Below are 16,404 nucleotides of genomic sequence, written 5' to 3' on the forward strand. Positions count from 1 at the left end.
CGGTGGTGGACTCCTGGGATCGGGCCCGGCACGTCCTGCGCGAGGCGGGCCTGGACCCCGGCCGCCTCGCCCACCTCCGCCCGCTGACCGGGGGCACGTACAACACCGTCGAGAAACTCCTGCTCACCGACGGCAACCGCTACGTGCTGAAGGTCCCGCCCCCGGCGGCCACCCCCGGCCTGCGGCACGAACGCCGCCTGCTCGTCTCGGAGGGCGAGTTCTACCGCCGGGCCGCCGGCGTCGAGGTGCCCGCGCCCCGGCTGGTGTCCCTGCGGGACGACTGCCTGCTGATGACGGCCTGCCCGGGCGACGCCTGGGACGACACGCTCACGGACGCCGAACACCTCACCCTCCGTACCGAGCTGGGGCGTCAGACGGCCCGTCTGCACCGCGTGACGGGCCCCGGATTCGGCTACCCCTCCGGCGCCCTCGGCCCGCTCGCCCCCGACTGGCGGACCGCGTTCACGACGATGTTCGACGCCGTCCTCGACGACGCCCGGCGCTACGGCGCTCCCTTGCCCCGCCCGGTCGACGCGGTGGCCCGTACCGCCTCCTCGGCGTACGGCGCCCTCGAAGAGGTCACCGTGCCGTGCCTCGTGCACTTCGACCTGTGGCGGGGCAACATCCTGGTCGACCGCTCGGCAGGCGGCGTCCGCATCGGTGGCCTCATCGACGGGGAGCGCATGTTCTGGGGCGACCCCCTCGCCGAGTTCGTCTCCCTGGCGCTGCTGGGCGACATCCGGAAGGACGAGGCGTTCCTCGCGGGCTACCGGGAGGCCGGCGGCCGGGCCGCCTTCGGCACCCCGGCCCGCCTCCGTTACGCCCTGTACCGCGCCTACCTGTACCTGATCATGCTCACCGAGACGGTCCCGCGTGAGGCCGGCGAGGAGCACCGGCGGTGGGTGCAGGAGAGGGTCGCCCCGGAGCTGGTCGGAGCTCTGGACGAGATCGAGGAAGCAGCCGCCTCTTAGTTCACACCTGAGGTTTCGCAGGTCACGGCCGAGGTACTCGCGCGGCGCACCGACGAGCCGAAAGGAGTGTGCCGTGACCGACCATCGCCTCGAAGGGCCCGGCGAGAACGGTGACCCCGTCCCGCGGGACATGCCGGACCAGCAGGCCGACGTGGGCGAGGACCCGTGGGAGGTCGCGCCGCGCTTCACGGGCACCGGCACCGGCAAGGAAAAGGACGACGGGAGCGGGAAGGACGCGTCCGACGAGACCGCCGACGACGTCCCCGACACGGACGAGGCGGGGACGGGCCGGCAGGGGAAGCCGCGCCAGGGAGGGGTGCACCCCGAGCATCCGGTGCCGGACGAGCCGGCCGACTGAGCGCTGAGCGCGTCGGCCCCTGGAACGCCGATGGCCGCGACCGACTGTGGGGGTCGGCCGCGGCCATCGGCCGTCGGAGCGGGTTGCAGTGCGGTCAGCCCACCTTGCGTCCCCGCAGGGGGACCGTCCGCTCGCCGCCGCCCTGCTGAAGGCCCTCCAGGAACTCCTCCAGCACCTCCGTCGCCGTGTGCTCGGGCCGCCACCCCAGTTCCGTGCGCGCGCGGGCGCAGTCCATCAGGGGCAGGCGCAGCACCGCGTCGAAGAGGTGCGGGGAGGCGGGCAGGAGGTGCAGACCCCAGGCGGCGGCGATCGCCGAGCGGGCCGCGCCGCGCGGCACCCGCACCGGCCGCGCGTCGAGCATCTCGCCCAGCAGCCTCGCATCGACGGTTTCCTCGGCCGCGAGGTTGAAGGCGCCCCGGGCGTCGGAGTGGACGGCCAGCCGGTACGCGTTCGCCGCGTCGTCCGTGTGCAGCGCCTGCATCCGCAGCCCCGGGATGTCGGGCAGGAAGGGCAGCACCTCCGGGCGGGCCAGCGGGCCGGGCAGGAACCGGCCCCCGAAGATCCGGCGCTGCTCGCTCGCCGACTCCCACTTGAAGAGGAAGGCGGGCCGCATCCGCACCACCCGGGTCTCGGGATGGTCGCGCTCGAACGTGTCCAGCGCCCGCTCCAGGTAGGCTTTCTCCCGGCAGTACGCGGCGTCCGGCCAGCCGTGGGTGGGCCACGACTCGTCGACCGTCCGGTCCTTGGGGCCCGGAGAATAGGCGCCGACCGACGAGGCGTGCACCAGTGCCGGCACCCCGGCCGCCGCCACGGCCTCGAACACCCGCATGCTGCCGAGCACGTTGGTGCGCCAGGTGGCCGCCGGGTCGTGCGTCGGCTGGAACGCCCAGGCCAGATGGACCACCGCGGCGGCGCCCGCGAACTGCTCCACGAGGTCCGACTCTTCGGAAGCCAGGTCGACCGCCGACCAGTCCGTCTTCGGCGGTGACCAGTCGGGGATCCGACGGGCCAGGCCCAGTACGGAGGTGACCTCGGGATCCTCCGAGAGGAGGCGCACCACGCTGGTTCCCACGTTGCCGGTGGCGCCCGTGACGACGATCCTCATGCCCGTTGCACTGTTCACCTTGCGCTCCTCTCGGCCGCGTGCGTCCTCGGGAGCTGACCGAGTACCCGGGTGGGCATGAGAAAGCCCCGGCCGGACGGGGGAATCGCGGCCGGGGCGGCTGAGGGTGGGCACGGATGGCGGTCGCCTCTCGGCGAAGGGCTCCACAGGGCTTCAGCCGAACGATCGTCCCTGTGGGCGAATGGTGAGGCCCGGGGACACTGTCCCATCCGCACCCACGTGTTGTTCAACGGAGAACCACTTCTGGGTGTTCCGGCCTCGAAGCCCTTTCGCGGTGACGTGCGTCACCGCTCATGGCTGTCCGGAACGGTCTCCGCCCACAGATTCTCGGCCTGGAGCAGCAGCGTGCCGAGAACCGCCGTATGAGCGGCTCCCTGACCGGCCTGCTCACGCAGCGTCTCCTGCAACTGCTGGTGCAGCTCCTGCATCTCCCTGTCCATCTCACCGACCCGGCGAGGGTCCACACTGCCGTTCAGCAACCGGTCGGCCTCCATCCGGCAGGCGTCCCCGATCAGGTCCAGCAGATCCGCGTACGAGCGAAGGGCCGGGACCTCAGGCGGGGCGGACGACCGGTTGTCGTCCACGGCCACCGCCAGGGCCCGGGTCAGGGCGGTGACGTGCCCGGTGACGCGGCTCAGGCGTTCGTCCTCGCCCGGCGGCGGCAGCGGCATGTGTGGCACGCGGTGCAGGGCGCGCAGTGGGCCGTGGGTCAGGCGCAGGCTCTCCTGGCTCCAGCGGCGCGCCGAGCGCAGCGCGTCCAGACGGTGGTCCAGCTGCGCGGAGGCGTTGAGCCAGCCGGCGGCGGTCTGCGCGTCCCACTCGCCCTCGCGCAGGTCCCCGGCGACGGACCGCAGCACGTCCCCCGACTCCCGGGCGAGGGCCGCCAGGTTCTCCCGGACGTCCCGCAGATGGATCGGCGGCAGAACGAACGCGTTGACGGCGACGCCGATGACGGCACCGATCGCGGCCTGCCCCACGCGGTGACCGACGCTGGACGTGCTCACGGAGCCCGCGGTGAGGGTGAACAGCGCCGTGGTCGCCGCGTAGATGCCCTGGTCGCCGAAGCGGGACCAGTTCGCGAGCAGCATCAGCACCGGGACGGACAGGGCCAGGGCGCCCGTCGTGTTTCCGGTGAGGGCCTGCGCCGCCGAGGCCAGCACGGTGCCGATGCAGATCGCCCCGAACTGCCGTGCGCCCTGCAGGAGCGAGCTGTAGACGGTGGCCTGCACCAGCACCAGCGCCACCCACGGCGCCATCAGCGCCATCGGGTCTCCCATCCAGACGCCGCCCACCAGCCAGGCGAGCACCGCGGCGGCGGCGGCCTTCAGCGACTGGACCACCAGATCCCGCTCCCGCCCGGGCTCCCGCCAGGCGCACCGGACGGCCTCCGCGGCGGTCCGGCTCTCGCGCCGCACGGCGTCCACCGGCCGCATGGTGCGCACTGCCCGCCCGAAGCCGCCCACGCGTTCGCGCGGGCCCCCGGCGGACCGGCTGTCCGCCCCCTCCCGGGGCCGCGTCCCGCGGCCCGTCCGCCCAGCCGGGCGGGTGTCGTCCGCCACCGTGCCTCCGTCCTTCCGCCGGCGGAGGGCACCAGTCGTCCGCCGGATCACCCTCGTCACAGTCGATACGCGCGTCAGGCACGTCCTGCGCTGCGAGTATCCGCAGGACCGGAGGTTTCACCCGGGCTCATGCCAGGGGGCTGTCGCGGAGGGACGACAGGAGGTGCGCGGGACCGTCGTAGATCGCGTCCGCGCCGGACTTCTCCAGGTCGCCGCGCGGAATGCCGCCGCACAGGACGCCCACACAGCGGACCCCGGCCCGGCTGCCCGCCCGCATGTCCCACACCGTGTCGCCGACGAAGACCGCCCGCTCCGCGGGCACCCCGGCCAGCTCCAGGGCGTGCTCGACGGGCTCGGGCGCGGGCTTGCCGGCGTCGACGTCGTCGGCGCTCGCCGTGGCGGTGATGGCGTCGTCCGCGTCGATCGCCCGGCGCAGCGCGCTCAGCTCCGCGCCGCCCGCCGAGGTGGCCAGCACCACCGCCCAGCCGTCCCGGTGCAGGCGGCGCAGCAGCGGACCGGCCTCCGGCAGCGCGGGCAACCGGCCGAAGTACTGCCCGTACAGCGCCTTGTGCCCGGCGCTGATATCGGCGTCCTGGTCCGGGTCGCGGTCCTCACCCAGCACATGGGCGACCAGGTCGGTGGAGGGCAGACCCACGGCCCGGTGAACGGCGTGCATGGGCACCTGGTGCCCCGCCTGCCGGAAGGCCTCCCACCAGGACACGACGTGCAGATGGTTGGTATCGACCAGCGTGCCGTCGACGTCGAACACGGCCGCCCGTTCCGCTTGTGCCATGCGTGCGATCCCTTTCTCTCCGGACGGCCCGGGTACCACGTCAGCCGCCGGCCACGCCGGAGGGCACCTGCCTCCCGTGGGTCCAGGCCAGCAGTTCCTCCAGGGCCCACGTCGTCACCACCCGCTCGGGCGGCACCCCGCACTCCTCGGCCCGCGCGCACCCGTTGATCTGCCAGTCCAGCTGCCCCGGCGCGTGCGCGTCGGTGTCCACGGAGAACAGCACCCCCGCGTCCACGGCCCGGCGCAGCAGCCGGCGCGGCGGATCGAGCCGCTCCGGCCGGCTGTTGATCTCCAGGGCCGTGCCCGTCTCCGCGCAGGCCGCGAACACCTCGTCCGCGTCGAACTCCGACTCGGGCCGCCCCCGGCCGGTCAGCAGCCGCCCCGTGCAGTGCCCGAGCACGTCCGAGTGCGGATCCCGCACGGCGGCCACCATCCGGCGCGTCATCGACCGGGCGTCCATGCGCAGCTTGGAGTGCACCGACACCACCACGACGTCGAGCCGCTCCAGCAGCTCCGGTTCCTGATCGAGCGAGCCGTCCTCGAGAATGTCGCACTCGATCCCGGTCAGCAGCCGGAACGGGGCCCAGGTCGCGTTCAGCTCCGCCACCACGTCCAGCTGCTCCCGCAGCCGCTCGGCCGACAGCCCGCGCGCCACCGTCAGACGCGGCGAGTGGTCGGTCAGCGCCGCCCACTCGTGGCCCAGTTCCGCGGCGGCCCGGCCCATCTCCTCGATCGGACTGCCGCCGTCCGACCAGTCGGAGTGCAGATGACAGTCCCCGCGCAGCAGTTCCCGCAGCCGTTCGCCGCCCCGCACGACCGGCTGCCGCTCCTCCGCCTCGTCCTCCAGCTTCCGCAGATAGCCGGGCACCTCACCGGCCAGCGCCTCCCGCACCACCTGCGCGGTCTTCGGACCCACCCCCTTGAGGGACTCCAGCGATCCGGCCTCCGCCCGCCGCCGCACCTCGTCCTCGCCCAGCTCCCTCAGTACCCGGGATGCCGTGCGGAAGGCGCGCACGCGATACGTCGGCGCCAGGGACCGCTCCAGCAGGAAGGCGATCCGGTCCAGTGCCTCGACGGGGTCCATCACCACCTCCGACCTCAAGGGTTCCCCAGCGGCGGGCGGGCCGCACGACGGGCGGGCGGTTTGCCCCGTACGCCCCCGGGTACTGCGATGCCTCGTCCCGACCGCGTCGACACCGGGACCGCGTCGACACCCGACCGCTTCGACGAGGAGGCCTGTCATGTCCGCCCCCACAGAGCCCAGCAGCAGGGCCGCCGTGATCACCGGCGCCGACTCCGGGATCGGCCGGGCCACCGCAGTACACCTGGCCCGGGCGGGCATGGACGTCGGCATCACCTGGCACAGCGACCGCAAGGGAGCGGAGGAGACGGCCGAGGAGGTCAGGGCACACGGGCAGCGGGCCGAGGTCGCCCGGATGGACCTCACCCGGCTGCCCGACGCCGCCGACACCGTCGACGAGCTGTGCGAGCGCCTCGGCCGACTCGACGTGCTGGTCAACAACGCCGGCACCGGCACCATGACGCCGTTCCTCGACCTGGAGCTGTCCGACGTGCGGGACGTCCTGGACGTCGACCTCGTGGGGCCGTTCCTGTGCGGGCAGAAAGCGGCCCGGCGGATGATCCGGCAGGGCGACGGCGGCCGGATCGTCAACGTGACGTCCGTCCACGAGCACCAGCCGCGCGTGGGTGCCGCGCCCTACTGCGCCGCCAAGGGCGGGCTGGGCCTGCTCACCCAGGTCATGGCGCTCGAACTCGCCGAGTACCGCATCACCGTCAACGCCGTCGCACCGGGCGAGATCGCCACGCCCATGACCGGGCAGGACGACACCGACCCGCACACCGAGAGCCGCCCCGGCGTCCCCCTCGGACGGCCCGGCGACGCCCGCGAGGTCGCCGCCGTCATCGCCTTCCTCGCCGGCCCGGACGCCTCCTACGTCACCGGTGCGTCCTGGAGCGTCGACGGCGGCATGCTCCGCATGGGCCCGCAGGCCGGATCGCACCTGACCGACGACGACTGGCGCCGCCCCTGAACGCCCCGCCGGCCGGTGACTCGAGGGCCGCGCTCCCGCCGATTGCGCTCTACGCTCGATGCATGACCGAAATCGCCAGCCCGCACGTGTTCCGTCCGCGGATCATGGTGCTCGGAGTGCAGCCGGGCACCCCGCCGTTCCGGATCGTGGAAATCGACGGTCAGGTGGTCGGGGAGGCCCGGGCCGTCATCGATGTCCTGATGGCCGCCGCCGCGTTCGGCATCAGGGTCCACGACCTGGACGATCCGGACGTGGTGCGCTGGGTGGGCGGAGACAAGTTCACCTGGACGATGCACTAGCTCCTGCGGGAGCTCCTGCGGGCGAACCGCTTCTTCGCCGGCCGGTCGGCGCGGGGCCTGCGTGCGTGTACCGCTCGGCTCAGACGGCGCCCCAGGAGCAGGTAACCGATGAGGGCACCACCGGTGTTGAGGATGACGTCGTCGATGTCGAAGGCCCGGCCGGTGACCAGCGCGCCCTGGGCGAACTCCACCAGCAGCATCACCACGGCGGTCAGCAGCAGCACCCGCAGGAAGCCGCGGGTGCGCGGCGCGACGACGGGCACGAGGACGCCGAAGGGAACACCCAGCAGGATGTTGCCGCCGATCTGCCGTACGGCGTCCCGCAGCTCCGGCTGGTCGAGATAGGCCTTCAGAGACCGGCCCGGATGCAGGTTGGTGTGGGTCAGCGCCTCCGACGCGGGGGAGGGCTGCAGGGTCAGCCGTGCCAGCACCACGGCGAAGGCGACCATGAACACGAAGGCGCACACCACCGCCAGCAGCCGGATCGGCAGCGGCAGTGGGCGCCGCTCTCTCCCGGTACCGGTGGTACGCAGACGTGAGGCTGCTTCGGCCATTCGGTCCTCCACTCGTCAACTTCCCTGCGTGACAACGCGGTTACCCGCGGATGCGGCGCCGATGCCGCCCGGTCCGCGGCTACCCCGCCGCCGTGGACCGTTCCCAGCCACGGTTTCCCCGTGATCCGCCGGGGCACTCCAGGCTTCGGGGGTCGCAGCGCGCCGCCACGTCCCACGGCCGGGGGCGGTGCTTGGATGACCGCCACAACGTCCAGCACCCGTGGAGGTGTCGTGTGAACCGGCGTACGACGCTCCTCGCCCTGGCCGAGGTACCGCTCTGGTGGGCCGCGCTCGCCGCGCTGTGGCTGGTGTTCGTCAGCACCGTCGACCCGCTGGAACTCGCCGTCGGCGCGGCCGCGGCACTCGTCGGGGCGCTCGCGGCACGGGCCGCGCGGCGAGCGGTGGCCGGGCGGTGAACGGCTGGGTCCTCGCCGCGACATCGACGCTCGGCACGGGCCTGACAGGGGCCCTGTGGGGCGTCGCCACCGGGCCGCTGCGGCGCCGGGTCGTCGCGCAGAACCTCTCCACCGCGGTGGCCTGCCCGGGCCTGCTGCTTCTCGCCCAGGGCTACGGCCGCCCCTCCTACGTCGATCTGGCCCTGGTGCTCGCGCTGCTCGGCCCGGTCGGCACGCTCGTCTTCGCACGGCTGCTCGGCGACGAACTGGCAGAGGACCCGCCCCGCGCCCGGATCGCCACCTGGGCGGCGGCGGGCTTCGGGGTAGTGGTGGTGCTGGCGTTGTGCGCGGTCACCGGTCCGGGCCGGGCGATGGCCAAGCTGCTGGTGACGGGGGCCCTGCTGGTCGGCGGGAACCTCCTCGCCTCACGGGCGCTGGCCGGCCCGACGGGAACCGGGAAGGAGAGTGGGGCGTCGTGGACCACATCCTGATCGCCGTCGCCCTGGTGCTGGTCGCCGCCTGCGCGACCGTGGCCGTGGCGACCCGCGACCCCGCCCGCCAGAGTCTGGTCCTGGCCGTCCTCGGGGTGGTGCTGGCCGTGCTGTTCACCGTGCTCCAGGCGCCCGACGTGGCCCTGTCGCAGCTCGCGGTGGGCTCCGCGCTGACGCCGCTGTTGCTCCTGCTGACGGTCCGCAAGGTGAGACGGCGCGGACAGCGCGAGGGAGACGACGAGTGAGCCCCCGCACACGACTGTGGCTGGTGGCCGTGGGCGGCGCGGGTCTTGCCGCGCTGCTGGTCGCGGCCTGTTTCGGCCTGCCGGCCTTCGGCGGTGACCGTCACCCCTACGGCGACCGCGCCGTCGAGGCGTCCCTGGCCCACCGCACCGCCAACACCATCGCCTCCGTCAACTTCGACCAGCGGGCCTTCGACACACTCGGCGAACTGACCATCCTGTTCGCGGCCGTGCTCGGCTGCGTCGTCCTGCTGCGGCAGACCCGCGACGAACACCGCGCCCGGCCCCGGCCCGCCGAGGTCGCCCCGCCCGTACGCCGCTACGCCCTGCTCGTGCTGCCCGTCGCCCTGCTCACCGGCCTGTACGTCGTCGCACACGGGCAACTCAGCCCCGGCGGCGGCTTCCAGGGCGGTGTGGTCGCCGCGACCGCCCTGCACCTGCTGTACCTGGGCGCCGACTACCGCGCCCTGGAACGCGTCCGTCCGATCGGTCTGTACGAAGCGGGCGACGCGGTCGCCGTCAGCGCCTACCTGGTCACCGGCGTCGCCGCGCTGCTCGGCGGCACCGCCTTCCTCGCCAACACACTGCTGCCGCACGGCACGTTCAACACGCTCTCCTCCGGCGGCACCGTCCCGCTGCTCAACGCGGCCGTCGGCATGGAGGTCGCCTGCGCCGTCGTGGTGCTGCTCGCCCGGTTCCTGGACCAGGCCGTCGAGATCGAGGAGGAGAGCGGGACGTGAGGCCGCTGTGATGGACGTGTTCCCCTACCTGGTCGCCGCGTGGGTCTTCCTGGCCGGCTGCTACGGCCTGGCCACCAGCCGCGACCTCATCCACGCCGTCGGCTGCCTGTCGGTGTGCCAGTCCGCCACCTACGTGCTGCTGCTCGCCGTCGGCTACCGTGACGGCGCCACCGCGCCCGTCTTCTCCGACCTCGAACCCGGAGCGCGCCCGGTCGTCGACCCGGTCGTCCAGGCAATGGCCCTGACCGACGTCGTCGTCGGCGCCACCGTCACCGCCCTGCTCCTCGCCCTCGTCGTGCAGGTCTCCAAGCGGCACGGCACGGTCGACCCGGACGAACTCTCCGAGCTGCGCGGCTGATGCACCACCTGCTGCCGCTCCTCGTCGCCGTCCCGCTGCTCGGGGCCGCCCTGCTGGCCGCCGCGGGCGGCCGGGTGCCCCGGGGCGTCGCCGAGTCCGTCGGCTGCCTGGTCTCGGCGGGCTCCGCCGCGCTCGCGGTCGTGCTGCTGCTCGACTCCACGCCGCCCCTGGTGGAGTGGGTGGGCGGCTGGGTGCCGGTGCACGGCGAGAGCGTGGGAATCGTCCTGGTCGGGGACGGACCGGGGCTCGGCATGGCGGCGCTCGTCTGCACGCTCACCCTGGCCGCCCTCGTCTACTCCTGGCACTACTTCGACGAACCGCCGCGCGGGCACGCCGGATCGTTCCCCGCACTGCTGCTGCTCTTCCAGGGCGGCATGTGCGGTTTCGCGATGGCGGGCGACCTGTTCAACGCGTTCGTGTGGTTCGAGCTGATGAGCGTCGTCGCCTACGCGCTGACCGGCCACCGGGTCGAGGAGGCCAGGGCCGTGCAGGGAGCGCTCACCTTCGGCGTCGTCAACTCGCTGGGCGCGTACGCGATGCTGATGGGCATCGGGCTGCTGTACGCCCGTACCGGCGAGCTCGGCATGACGCGGATCGGACAGGGGCTGGACGCGCACGGCCCGCCCGACGCGCTGGTCCTCGCCGGCTTCGTCCTGGTCCTGACGGCCCTGCTGGTCAAGGGCGCGGCCGTACCGTTCCACTTCTGGCTGCCGGACGCGCACGCCGTGGCCCCCACCCCGGTCTGCATGCTGCTGTCGGGCGTCATGGTGGAACTCGGCGCCTTCGGTGTGTGGCGGGTGTACGACACCGTCTTCTCCGGCCCGGGCGGTCTGCCCGCCCCCGACGCGGAGCGGGCCCTGGTGGCGCTCGGTGCGCTGACGGCGGTGGTCGGTGCGGTGATGTGCTGGTACCAGAGGCACATCAAACGGCTGCTGGCCTACTCGACGGTCGCCCACATGGGCCTGTTCCTCGTCGGCATCGGCACCCTCACACCGGAGGCGGACGACGGGGTCGCCCTGTACGTCCTGGGACACGCCGGGGTGAAGGCGGCGCTCTTCGCCTGCACGGGCATCCTCCTCGACCGGTACGGCTCCGTCGACGAACACGCGCTGCACGGCCGGGCGCGGACGCTGCGCGCAGTCGCCGTCCTGTACGTGATCGGCGGTCTGGGCCTCGCCGGGCTGCCGCCCTTCGGCACGGCACTCGGCAAGTCGGTCACGGAGGAGGCCGTGGGCGGCCCCCTCACGGTGCTGTTCGTGGTGGCGAGCGCGGTGACCGCCGGGGCGGTCCTGCGGGTCGCCGCCCGGGTGTTCCTCGGCCTCGGCCCCCGGCCCCAGGAGGGCGACGCGTACGAGACGACGGGCGCGGGGGAGCGGCCCGAGACCCGGCACCGGCTGAGCCGGATCCCGGACACCATGACGGCGGTCCCGGCCCTACTGCTCGCCGGATCCCTCGCCGTCGGCGTGGTCCCGGGCTTCGCCGAGGCGGTGGGGCATGCAGTGCAGGAGGCCGGGACCGGTGGCCTGGTGCAGGTCTCGGTGCACTGGACCCCGCTCGGTGTCCTGCTCGGCCTCGCCTCGACCGCGCTGGCGCTCGCCCTCGCGGCCGTGGCCGTCACCCGGCCGCGGTTCCTCGCCGTGCCGGACCGGGCGCTGTCGCTGCGGCGCCTGCAGTCCGGGCACGTCGGGGACTACGTCGCGTGGTTCCTGGTGGGCACCACGCTGCTGGGCACGCTGGCCCTGCCCGGGGTGCTGGGAAGCTGATCAGCTCCCGTACGAGACCCGCACCTCCTTGAAACCCAGGGACCCCAGCAGGCCTTCGAGCATGCCGGTGGTGTTCGACTCGGCGCGTGCGGTCAGCTCGCTCTCCTTCGCGGCGTCGCCGATGTGCCGGACCGCGAGTTTCTGCACGGCCTGTTCGCCGTTGGGGTTGTCCGAGAAGAGGTCGCCGAGGCGGTCGAAGAGACCGCGCTGCTTGGAGACCGCGTACGAGCGGTCGGGGTCGAGGGCCGGCTTGCCCAGTTGCGCGTGGGGCAGCCGGAGCGTGGCGGACGTGCGGTCGCCGTTGACGCGCACGTCGTTCTCGCCGACCTTGCCCAGGTCGACATAGGCGTCGACGGTGCCCGCACCGACGTACAGGGTGCGGGTGCCGCGGAGCGCGTCGGGCAGGAACCTGGCGTCCTTCTCCAGGTCCACGACGACCTGGAAGTTGCCGGAGGCCGCGTCGTAACGGCTGATGTCCTGGATGGACTTCAGCAGCGCGGGACCGGACCGGTCGTGGGTGTCGGTGCCGAACAGGTCCTTCAGGCCGGGGATCACGCTCAGCCGGATCCCCGCGAAGAACACGACGAGCACCAGCACGAGCGCGGCCACCACCTTCGCCCAGCCGGGCATGCGCCTGGGGAGGCGCTTGACGGGAGTCGTCATGCGACGGCCCTCCTTCCTACAGACCGGATGCCCGCCAGAACCCTTGCCAGACCGGCCTGTTGGGAACCGGACGTCACACCGGGCCGGACGTCGCCTCCGGCTGTCCCAGCGCCGCGTCCAGCGTCGGCTGCGGGGGCAGCAGCCGGGACAGGCCGGTGATCCGCAGGACGCGCAGCGTCAGCGGGTGGGCGCAGACGAGGAGCAGCTGCCCGTTTCGGTCGAGCACCCGGCTCCTGGCCCGGTACAGCAGCCGCAGGCCCGAGCAGTCGAAGAACTCGATCCGGCTGAGGTCGACCACGACCCGGGCGGCGGGGCGGTCGGTCTCCCGGTCCAGGTGCGGGGCGATCTCCGCGGCTGCGGCGAGGTCGATCTCGCCGCGGAACTCCAGCACCGTGTACCCACGTTCCTGTCGGACGCGCAGATGCCGGGTGAGCGGTGCAGGTTCCTGCCGCACGACGAGATCGCCTCCAGCCTGCTCCGTGCGTGGGGAGGGGCCGCGGCCTCAAAACCGTTGCCCGCCCCGCAAGTTACCCTCCAACGGATGAATTTCAGCATGTTCGATTGACATATGTCTTTGAATTGCGGCCGAGTTGGCCGAGGTTCGCGCCGGGGTGTGCGCGGGGGCGAGCGCGGGCGTGCTGCAGGGCGTGCGCTCCTGGCTACGAGAGTGTCTGCCAGGCCTTGGTGAGGGCCTGGCGGAACTGCTCCGTCTGGTGCGCCGTGAGGTCGCGGACCATCCGCTCCTCCAGCTCCCGGACGGGCCCGGCGTGCCGGGCCAGCAGCTCCCGGCCGTCGTCGGTGAGCAGGATCTGCAGCTCGCGGCGGTTGCGGGGATTGCGCTCCCGGCGCACCAGCCCGCGGCCCTCCAGGGAGCGGACGAGATCCGCGATGGACTGGGCGGTGACGAAGGAGTCGCGCGCCAGCTGGGCCGCCGACAGGCCGTCGTGCCGCTCCAGGACGGTCAGCGCGGTGTACTGAAGTGCGGTGATCCCCGAGGGCCGGACCAGCTCGTCCAGGTGGGAGCGCACCACGAGCTCCACCTGTTTGACCATGTAGAGCAGGGAAGGGGGCGCCTTGGTCACCTGTGTGTCGAGCATGGAAGCAGGCTAGAGCATTGACAGGAAACCTGTCTGTAAAGAGACTGCGAACCAACAGGAAACCTGTTTGTTGAAATCTTGGCGACGACGCTGAGGAGCGGCGATGACCACCTTCCAGAGGGAACCCGGGCAGCTGTTCGTCGGGGGACAGTGGCGCGAGGCGGCCGACGGCGCGCGCACCGAGGTGGTCGACCCGTCCCGGGGCACGGTCGTCACCACCGTCGCCGAGGCGGCTCCCGCCGATGTCGACGCGGCCGTACGGGCCGCCCGCGAGGCCTTCGACGACGGTGCCTGGTCAGGACTGAGCGGCCGCGAGCGGGGCCGGGTGCTGCACCGCGTCGCCCGGCTGATCCGCGAGAACGCCGACGAACTCGCCGCCTTGGAGAGCCTCGACGTCGGCAAGCCCATCACGCTGTGCGGCGCGGTCGACGTGACCAACGCGGCCAACGACTACGAGTACTACGCGGGGCTCGCCCAGAGTCAGGACGGCGCCCTGCGCGACACCCCCCTGAACGCCCTCGCCTACACCAGGCGCGAGCCCCTCGGCGTGGTCGCCGCGATCACCCCGTTCAACTTCCCGCTGATCCTGGCCGGCTCCAAGATCGGCCCCGCGCTCGCGGCAGGCAACACCGTCGTCCACAAGCCCGCCGACGAGACCCCGCTCAGCGCCCTGTACATGGCCGGGCTGCTCCAGGAGGCGGGTGTGCCCGACGGCGTGGTCAACGTCGTGACCGGCACCGGCCCGGTGGCCGGTGAGGCACTGCTGCGCCACCGCGGTGTCGACAAGGTCGCCTTCACCGGCTCCACCGCGATCGGCCGGCACGTGGCGAGCGTCGCGGGCGAGGCCCTCAAGCCCGTCACCATGGAACTCGGCGGAAACGCGGCCCACATCGTCTTCGAGGACGCCGACCTGGAGAAGGCCGTCGGCGCGGTGATCAAGGGCTTCGCCTTCAACACCGGCCAGTTCTGCATGGGCGGCCCACGCCTGCTGGTGGCCCGCTCGGTGTATCCCACGCTGCTCGGCATCCTCGCCGAGGCCGTGCCCGGCGTACCGGTCGGCGACCCGCGCGACCCGGCCACCGTCATCGGCCCGATGGCGGCCGAGAAGCACCTGAAGAAGGTCGAGGAGTACGTCGCCCTGGCCCGCAAGGAAGGCGGCCGGGTCGTCTGCGGCGGCGAGCGGCTCGACCTGGACGGCGGCTACTACTACAAGCCCACCGTCATCGCCGACCTGTCGAACGACTCCAGGGTCGTCCAGGAGGAGATCTTCGGCCCGGTCCTCACCGTGCAGCCCTTCGACGACGAGGACGAGGCAGTCGCCCTCGCCAACTCCACGCCCTACGGCCTGGCCTCGGGCATCCAGACCGGCAACCTCGCCCGCGCGCACCGGGTCGCCGACCGTCTCCAGGCCGGCATCGTCTGGGTCAACGACTGGGCGATGCTCGACCCCGCGGTGCCCTTCGGCGGGGTGAAGGACTCCGGCCACGGCCGCGAGTACGGGCCCGAGGCCCTCGCCGGTTACACCAAGGTCAAGTCCGTCGTCGTCTCGCTCGACTGAGCCACCGTCAAGGAGCCCCTGCGATGCCCACCACCACCCGTGCCGCGGTCGTCGAGTCCGGCGGCGCGCCCTTCACCCTCTCCGACGTCGTCCTCGACGAACCCGGCCCGCACGAGGCGCTGGTCCGCATGGTCGCCACCGGCCTGTGCCACACCGACCTGGGTGTGGCGAGCGGCGGACTGCCCTTCCCGCTGCCCGGGGTCCTGGGCCACGAGGGCGCGGGCGTCGTCGAGGCCGTCGGCTCCGCCGTCACCGGCGTCGCGCCCGGCGACCACGTCCTGCTCTCCTTCACCTCCTGCGGTGACTGCCGCAACTGCCGCGGCGGGCACCCGGCCTACTGCGCGACCTGGCTGCCGCTGAACCTGCTCGGCGGCGGCCGGGCCGACGGCACCAGCACGATCAGCCGGGACGGCGAGGCCCTGGGCGGTCACTTCTTCGGCCAGTCCTCCTTCGCCGAGCGGGCGCTGGCCGACGAGCGCAGCCTCGTCAAGGTGGACCCGGACGTGCCGCTGGAGGCCGTCGCCCCGCTGGGCTGCGGGGTGCAGACCGGCGTGGGGGCCGTGTGGAACGTCCTGAAGCCGGAGACGGGCAGCACGGTCGTCGTCCTGGGCGCGGGCGCGGTCGGCCTGTCGGCCGTGATGGCGGCGGCCCTCACCCCGGCCACCAGGATCGTCGCCGTCGACCGGGTCGCCGAACGCCTCTGTCTGGCAGCGGAACTGGGCGCCACGCACACCGTCGACACCAGCCGGACGGACCTGGCCGAGGCCCTCACCGGCATCACGGGCGGCCAGGGCGCGGACGGGGTGGTGGAGAGCACGGGCAACGTCGGTGTCCTGCGCCAGGGCGTCGACGCGCTCGCCGCCCGCGGCACCCTGGTCGTCGTCGGCGCCCCGCCCTTCGGCACGGAGGTGGCCCTGGATGTCAACGGCCTCCTCGGCGGCAAGCGGATCGTCGGGCTGACCCTCGGCGACAGCGAGACGCAGACCATGATCCCGGCCCTGGTCCGCCTGGTACGGGAGGGCCGCCTGCCGCTGCACCGCCTGATCAGCACGTACCCCTTCGGGGACATCGACCGGGCGGCCCAGGACATGCGGTCGGGCAAGGCCATCAAGCCGGTGCTGACGTTCTGACACCAAGCCCCCGGGCGTCGCCGCCCGGGACGGGGCGTTGCGCAACTCGGCGCGACGAGGTGCCGCTGCGCCCACCCGTGCCGCCCCAGCGGCACGACTGCCCGCAGCTCAGCGGGACGGCGGCCCGCACTAAGCCGGAGCGTACCCGCACTCGCGTACGCACGGAAGGGGACGTGTCGGGGGGTGTCCGCCCGCAGCGGTTGGCGCGTCAACGGACGGTTAGTCGGTATCCGACCCCATCGCGCCGTTCCGAGGACGG

20 protein-coding genes are annotated in these 16,404 nt (G+C 73.1%); 12 read left to right on the forward strand and 8 right to left on the reverse strand.

All coding sequences use genetic code 11. The features are described from left to right. The first annotated feature begins 2 nt into the window (after nt 1-2). Both ABZ016_RS17455 and ABZ016_RS17460 read left to right on the forward strand, forming a co-directional pair. Nucleotides 3-971, forward strand: a complete 969-nt coding sequence (locus ABZ016_RS17455) for an aminoglycoside phosphotransferase family protein (protein WP_356917487.1) — start codon at nt 3-5, stop codon at nt 969-971. A gap of 73 nt (nt 972-1,044) precedes the next feature. After that, nucleotides 1,045-1,329, forward strand: a complete 285-nt coding sequence (locus tag ABZ016_RS17460) for a hypothetical protein (protein ID WP_356917488.1) — start codon at nt 1,045-1,047, stop codon at nt 1,327-1,329. Between the two features lie 94 nt (nt 1,330-1,423). Here the strand turns inward: ABZ016_RS17460 and ABZ016_RS17465 are convergent, their stop codons facing one another. From ABZ016_RS17465 to ABZ016_RS17480, 4 genes are all read right to left on the reverse strand, one after another. Next, nucleotides 1,424-2,452 carry an SDR family oxidoreductase gene (locus ABZ016_RS17465; RefSeq protein ID WP_356917489.1) on the reverse strand — a complete coding sequence of 343 codons (1,029 nt, stop codon included), beginning with the start codon at nt 2,450-2,452 and terminating at the stop codon, nt 1,424-1,426. Between the two features lie 284 nt (nt 2,453-2,736). Further along, nucleotides 2,737-3,885 (reverse strand): aromatic acid exporter family protein, encoded by a 1,149-nt coding sequence (locus ABZ016_RS17470; RefSeq protein ID WP_356917518.1) that lies wholly within the window; start codon nt 3,883-3,885, stop codon nt 2,737-2,739. A gap of 253 nt (nt 3,886-4,138) precedes the next feature. Then, nucleotides 4,139-4,804: an HAD family hydrolase gene (locus tag ABZ016_RS17475; protein WP_356917490.1), complete on the reverse strand. Its 666-nt coding sequence runs from the start codon at nt 4,802-4,804 to the stop codon at nt 4,139-4,141. A 40-nt stretch (nt 4,805-4,844) separates the two neighbouring features. Further along, nucleotides 4,845-5,888, reverse strand: a complete 1,044-nt coding sequence (locus tag ABZ016_RS17480; RefSeq protein WP_356917491.1) for a PHP domain-containing protein — start codon at nt 5,886-5,888, stop codon at nt 4,845-4,847. Between the two features lie 157 nt (nt 5,889-6,045). Here ABZ016_RS17480 and ABZ016_RS17485 point away from each other — a divergent pair, with 157 nt between their 5' ends. Together ABZ016_RS17485 and ABZ016_RS17490 are read left to right on the forward strand one after the other, a co-directional pair. Next, nucleotides 6,046-6,855 (forward strand): SDR family oxidoreductase, encoded by an 810-nt coding sequence (locus ABZ016_RS17485; protein WP_356917492.1) that lies wholly within the window; start codon nt 6,046-6,048, stop codon nt 6,853-6,855. A 62-nt stretch (nt 6,856-6,917) separates the two neighbouring features. Next, nucleotides 6,918-7,154, forward strand: a complete 237-nt coding sequence (locus ABZ016_RS17490) for a hypothetical protein (RefSeq protein WP_356917493.1) — start codon at nt 6,918-6,920, stop codon at nt 7,152-7,154. On the opposite strand, the gene ABZ016_RS17495 is transcribed toward ABZ016_RS17490, so the two are convergent. After that, nucleotides 7,151-7,708 carry a VanZ family protein gene (locus tag ABZ016_RS17495; protein WP_356917494.1) on the reverse strand — a complete coding sequence of 186 codons (558 nt, stop codon included), beginning with the start codon at nt 7,706-7,708 and terminating at the stop codon, nt 7,151-7,153. The genes ABZ016_RS17490 and ABZ016_RS17495 overlap by 4 nt on opposite strands. Nucleotides 7,709-7,941: 233 nt before the next feature. Between ABZ016_RS17495 and ABZ016_RS17500 the strand changes: the two genes are divergently transcribed. From ABZ016_RS17500 to ABZ016_RS17525, 6 genes are read left to right on the forward strand one after another with little or no spacing between them, the layout of a single operon-like run. Next, complete coding sequence (locus ABZ016_RS17500; RefSeq protein ID WP_356917495.1) at nt 7,942-8,124, forward strand: hypothetical protein; 183 nt, start codon at nt 7,942-7,944, stop codon at nt 8,122-8,124. Beyond that, nucleotides 8,121-8,594, forward strand: coding sequence for a monovalent cation/H+ antiporter complex subunit F (locus tag ABZ016_RS17505; protein WP_356917496.1), 474 nt, complete (start codon nt 8,121-8,123; stop codon nt 8,592-8,594). Before ABZ016_RS17500 ends, ABZ016_RS17505 begins: the two co-directional genes overlap by 4 nt. Then, nucleotides 8,579-8,839 (forward strand): hydrogenase subunit MbhD domain-containing protein, encoded by a 261-nt coding sequence (locus tag ABZ016_RS17510; protein WP_356917497.1) that lies wholly within the window; start codon nt 8,579-8,581, stop codon nt 8,837-8,839. The genes ABZ016_RS17505 and ABZ016_RS17510 overlap by 16 nt, the downstream gene beginning before the upstream one ends. Continuing rightward, complete coding sequence (locus tag ABZ016_RS17515; RefSeq protein WP_356917498.1) at nt 8,836-9,576, forward strand: MnhB domain-containing protein; 741 nt, start codon at nt 8,836-8,838, stop codon at nt 9,574-9,576. The genes ABZ016_RS17510 and ABZ016_RS17515 overlap by 4 nt, the downstream gene beginning before the upstream one ends. Before the next feature lie 10 nt (nt 9,577-9,586). Then, the gene (locus ABZ016_RS17520) at nt 9,587-9,934 is read left to right on the forward strand and encodes a sodium:proton antiporter (RefSeq protein ID WP_356917499.1); all 348 of its coding nucleotides are present in this window, start codon (nt 9,587-9,589) and stop codon (nt 9,932-9,934) included. Further along, a complete protein-coding gene (locus tag ABZ016_RS17525; protein WP_356917500.1) occupies nt 9,934-11,697 on the forward strand; it encodes a complex I subunit 5 family protein in 1,764 nt (587 codons plus the stop codon). Before ABZ016_RS17520 ends, ABZ016_RS17525 begins: the two co-directional genes overlap by 1 nt. On the opposite strand, the gene ABZ016_RS17530 is transcribed toward ABZ016_RS17525, so the two are convergent. The 3 genes from ABZ016_RS17530 to ABZ016_RS17540 all read right to left on the reverse strand — a co-directional run bounded on the left by ABZ016_RS17530 (nt 11,698) and on the right by ABZ016_RS17540 (nt 13,457). Next, on the reverse strand, nt 11,698-12,360 hold the full coding sequence (locus tag ABZ016_RS17530; protein ID WP_356917501.1) for a DUF4230 domain-containing protein: 663 nt from the start codon (nt 12,358-12,360) through the stop codon (nt 11,698-11,700). It lies immediately after the preceding gene. 73 nt (nt 12,361-12,433) lie between these two features. After that, the gene (locus ABZ016_RS17535) at nt 12,434-12,814 is read right to left on the reverse strand and encodes an anti-sigma factor antagonist (RefSeq protein ID WP_356917502.1); all 381 of its coding nucleotides are present in this window, start codon (nt 12,812-12,814) and stop codon (nt 12,434-12,436) included. Between the two features lie 205 nt (nt 12,815-13,019). Continuing rightward, nucleotides 13,020-13,457, reverse strand: coding sequence for a MarR family transcriptional regulator (locus ABZ016_RS17540; protein WP_356917503.1), 438 nt, complete (start codon nt 13,455-13,457; stop codon nt 13,020-13,022). A 103-nt stretch (nt 13,458-13,560) separates the two neighbouring features. Here ABZ016_RS17540 and ABZ016_RS17545 point away from each other — a divergent pair, with 103 nt between their 5' ends. Both ABZ016_RS17545 and ABZ016_RS17550 read left to right on the forward strand, forming a co-directional pair. Further along, on the forward strand, nt 13,561-15,015 hold the full coding sequence (locus tag ABZ016_RS17545; protein ID WP_356917504.1) for an aldehyde dehydrogenase family protein: 1,455 nt from the start codon (nt 13,561-13,563) through the stop codon (nt 15,013-15,015). Nucleotides 15,016-15,038: 23 nt separating this feature from the next. Further along, nucleotides 15,039-16,145, forward strand: coding sequence for an NAD(P)-dependent alcohol dehydrogenase (locus tag ABZ016_RS17550; protein ID WP_356917505.1), 1,107 nt, complete (start codon nt 15,039-15,041; stop codon nt 16,143-16,145). The last annotated feature ends 259 nt before the right edge of the window (nt 16,146-16,404 follow it).

Origin of the sequence: Streptomyces sp. NPDC006372, from assembly GCF_040612515.1 — a bacterium.
Classification (GTDB): Bacteria; Actinomycetota; Actinomycetes; order Streptomycetales; family Streptomycetaceae; genus Streptomyces.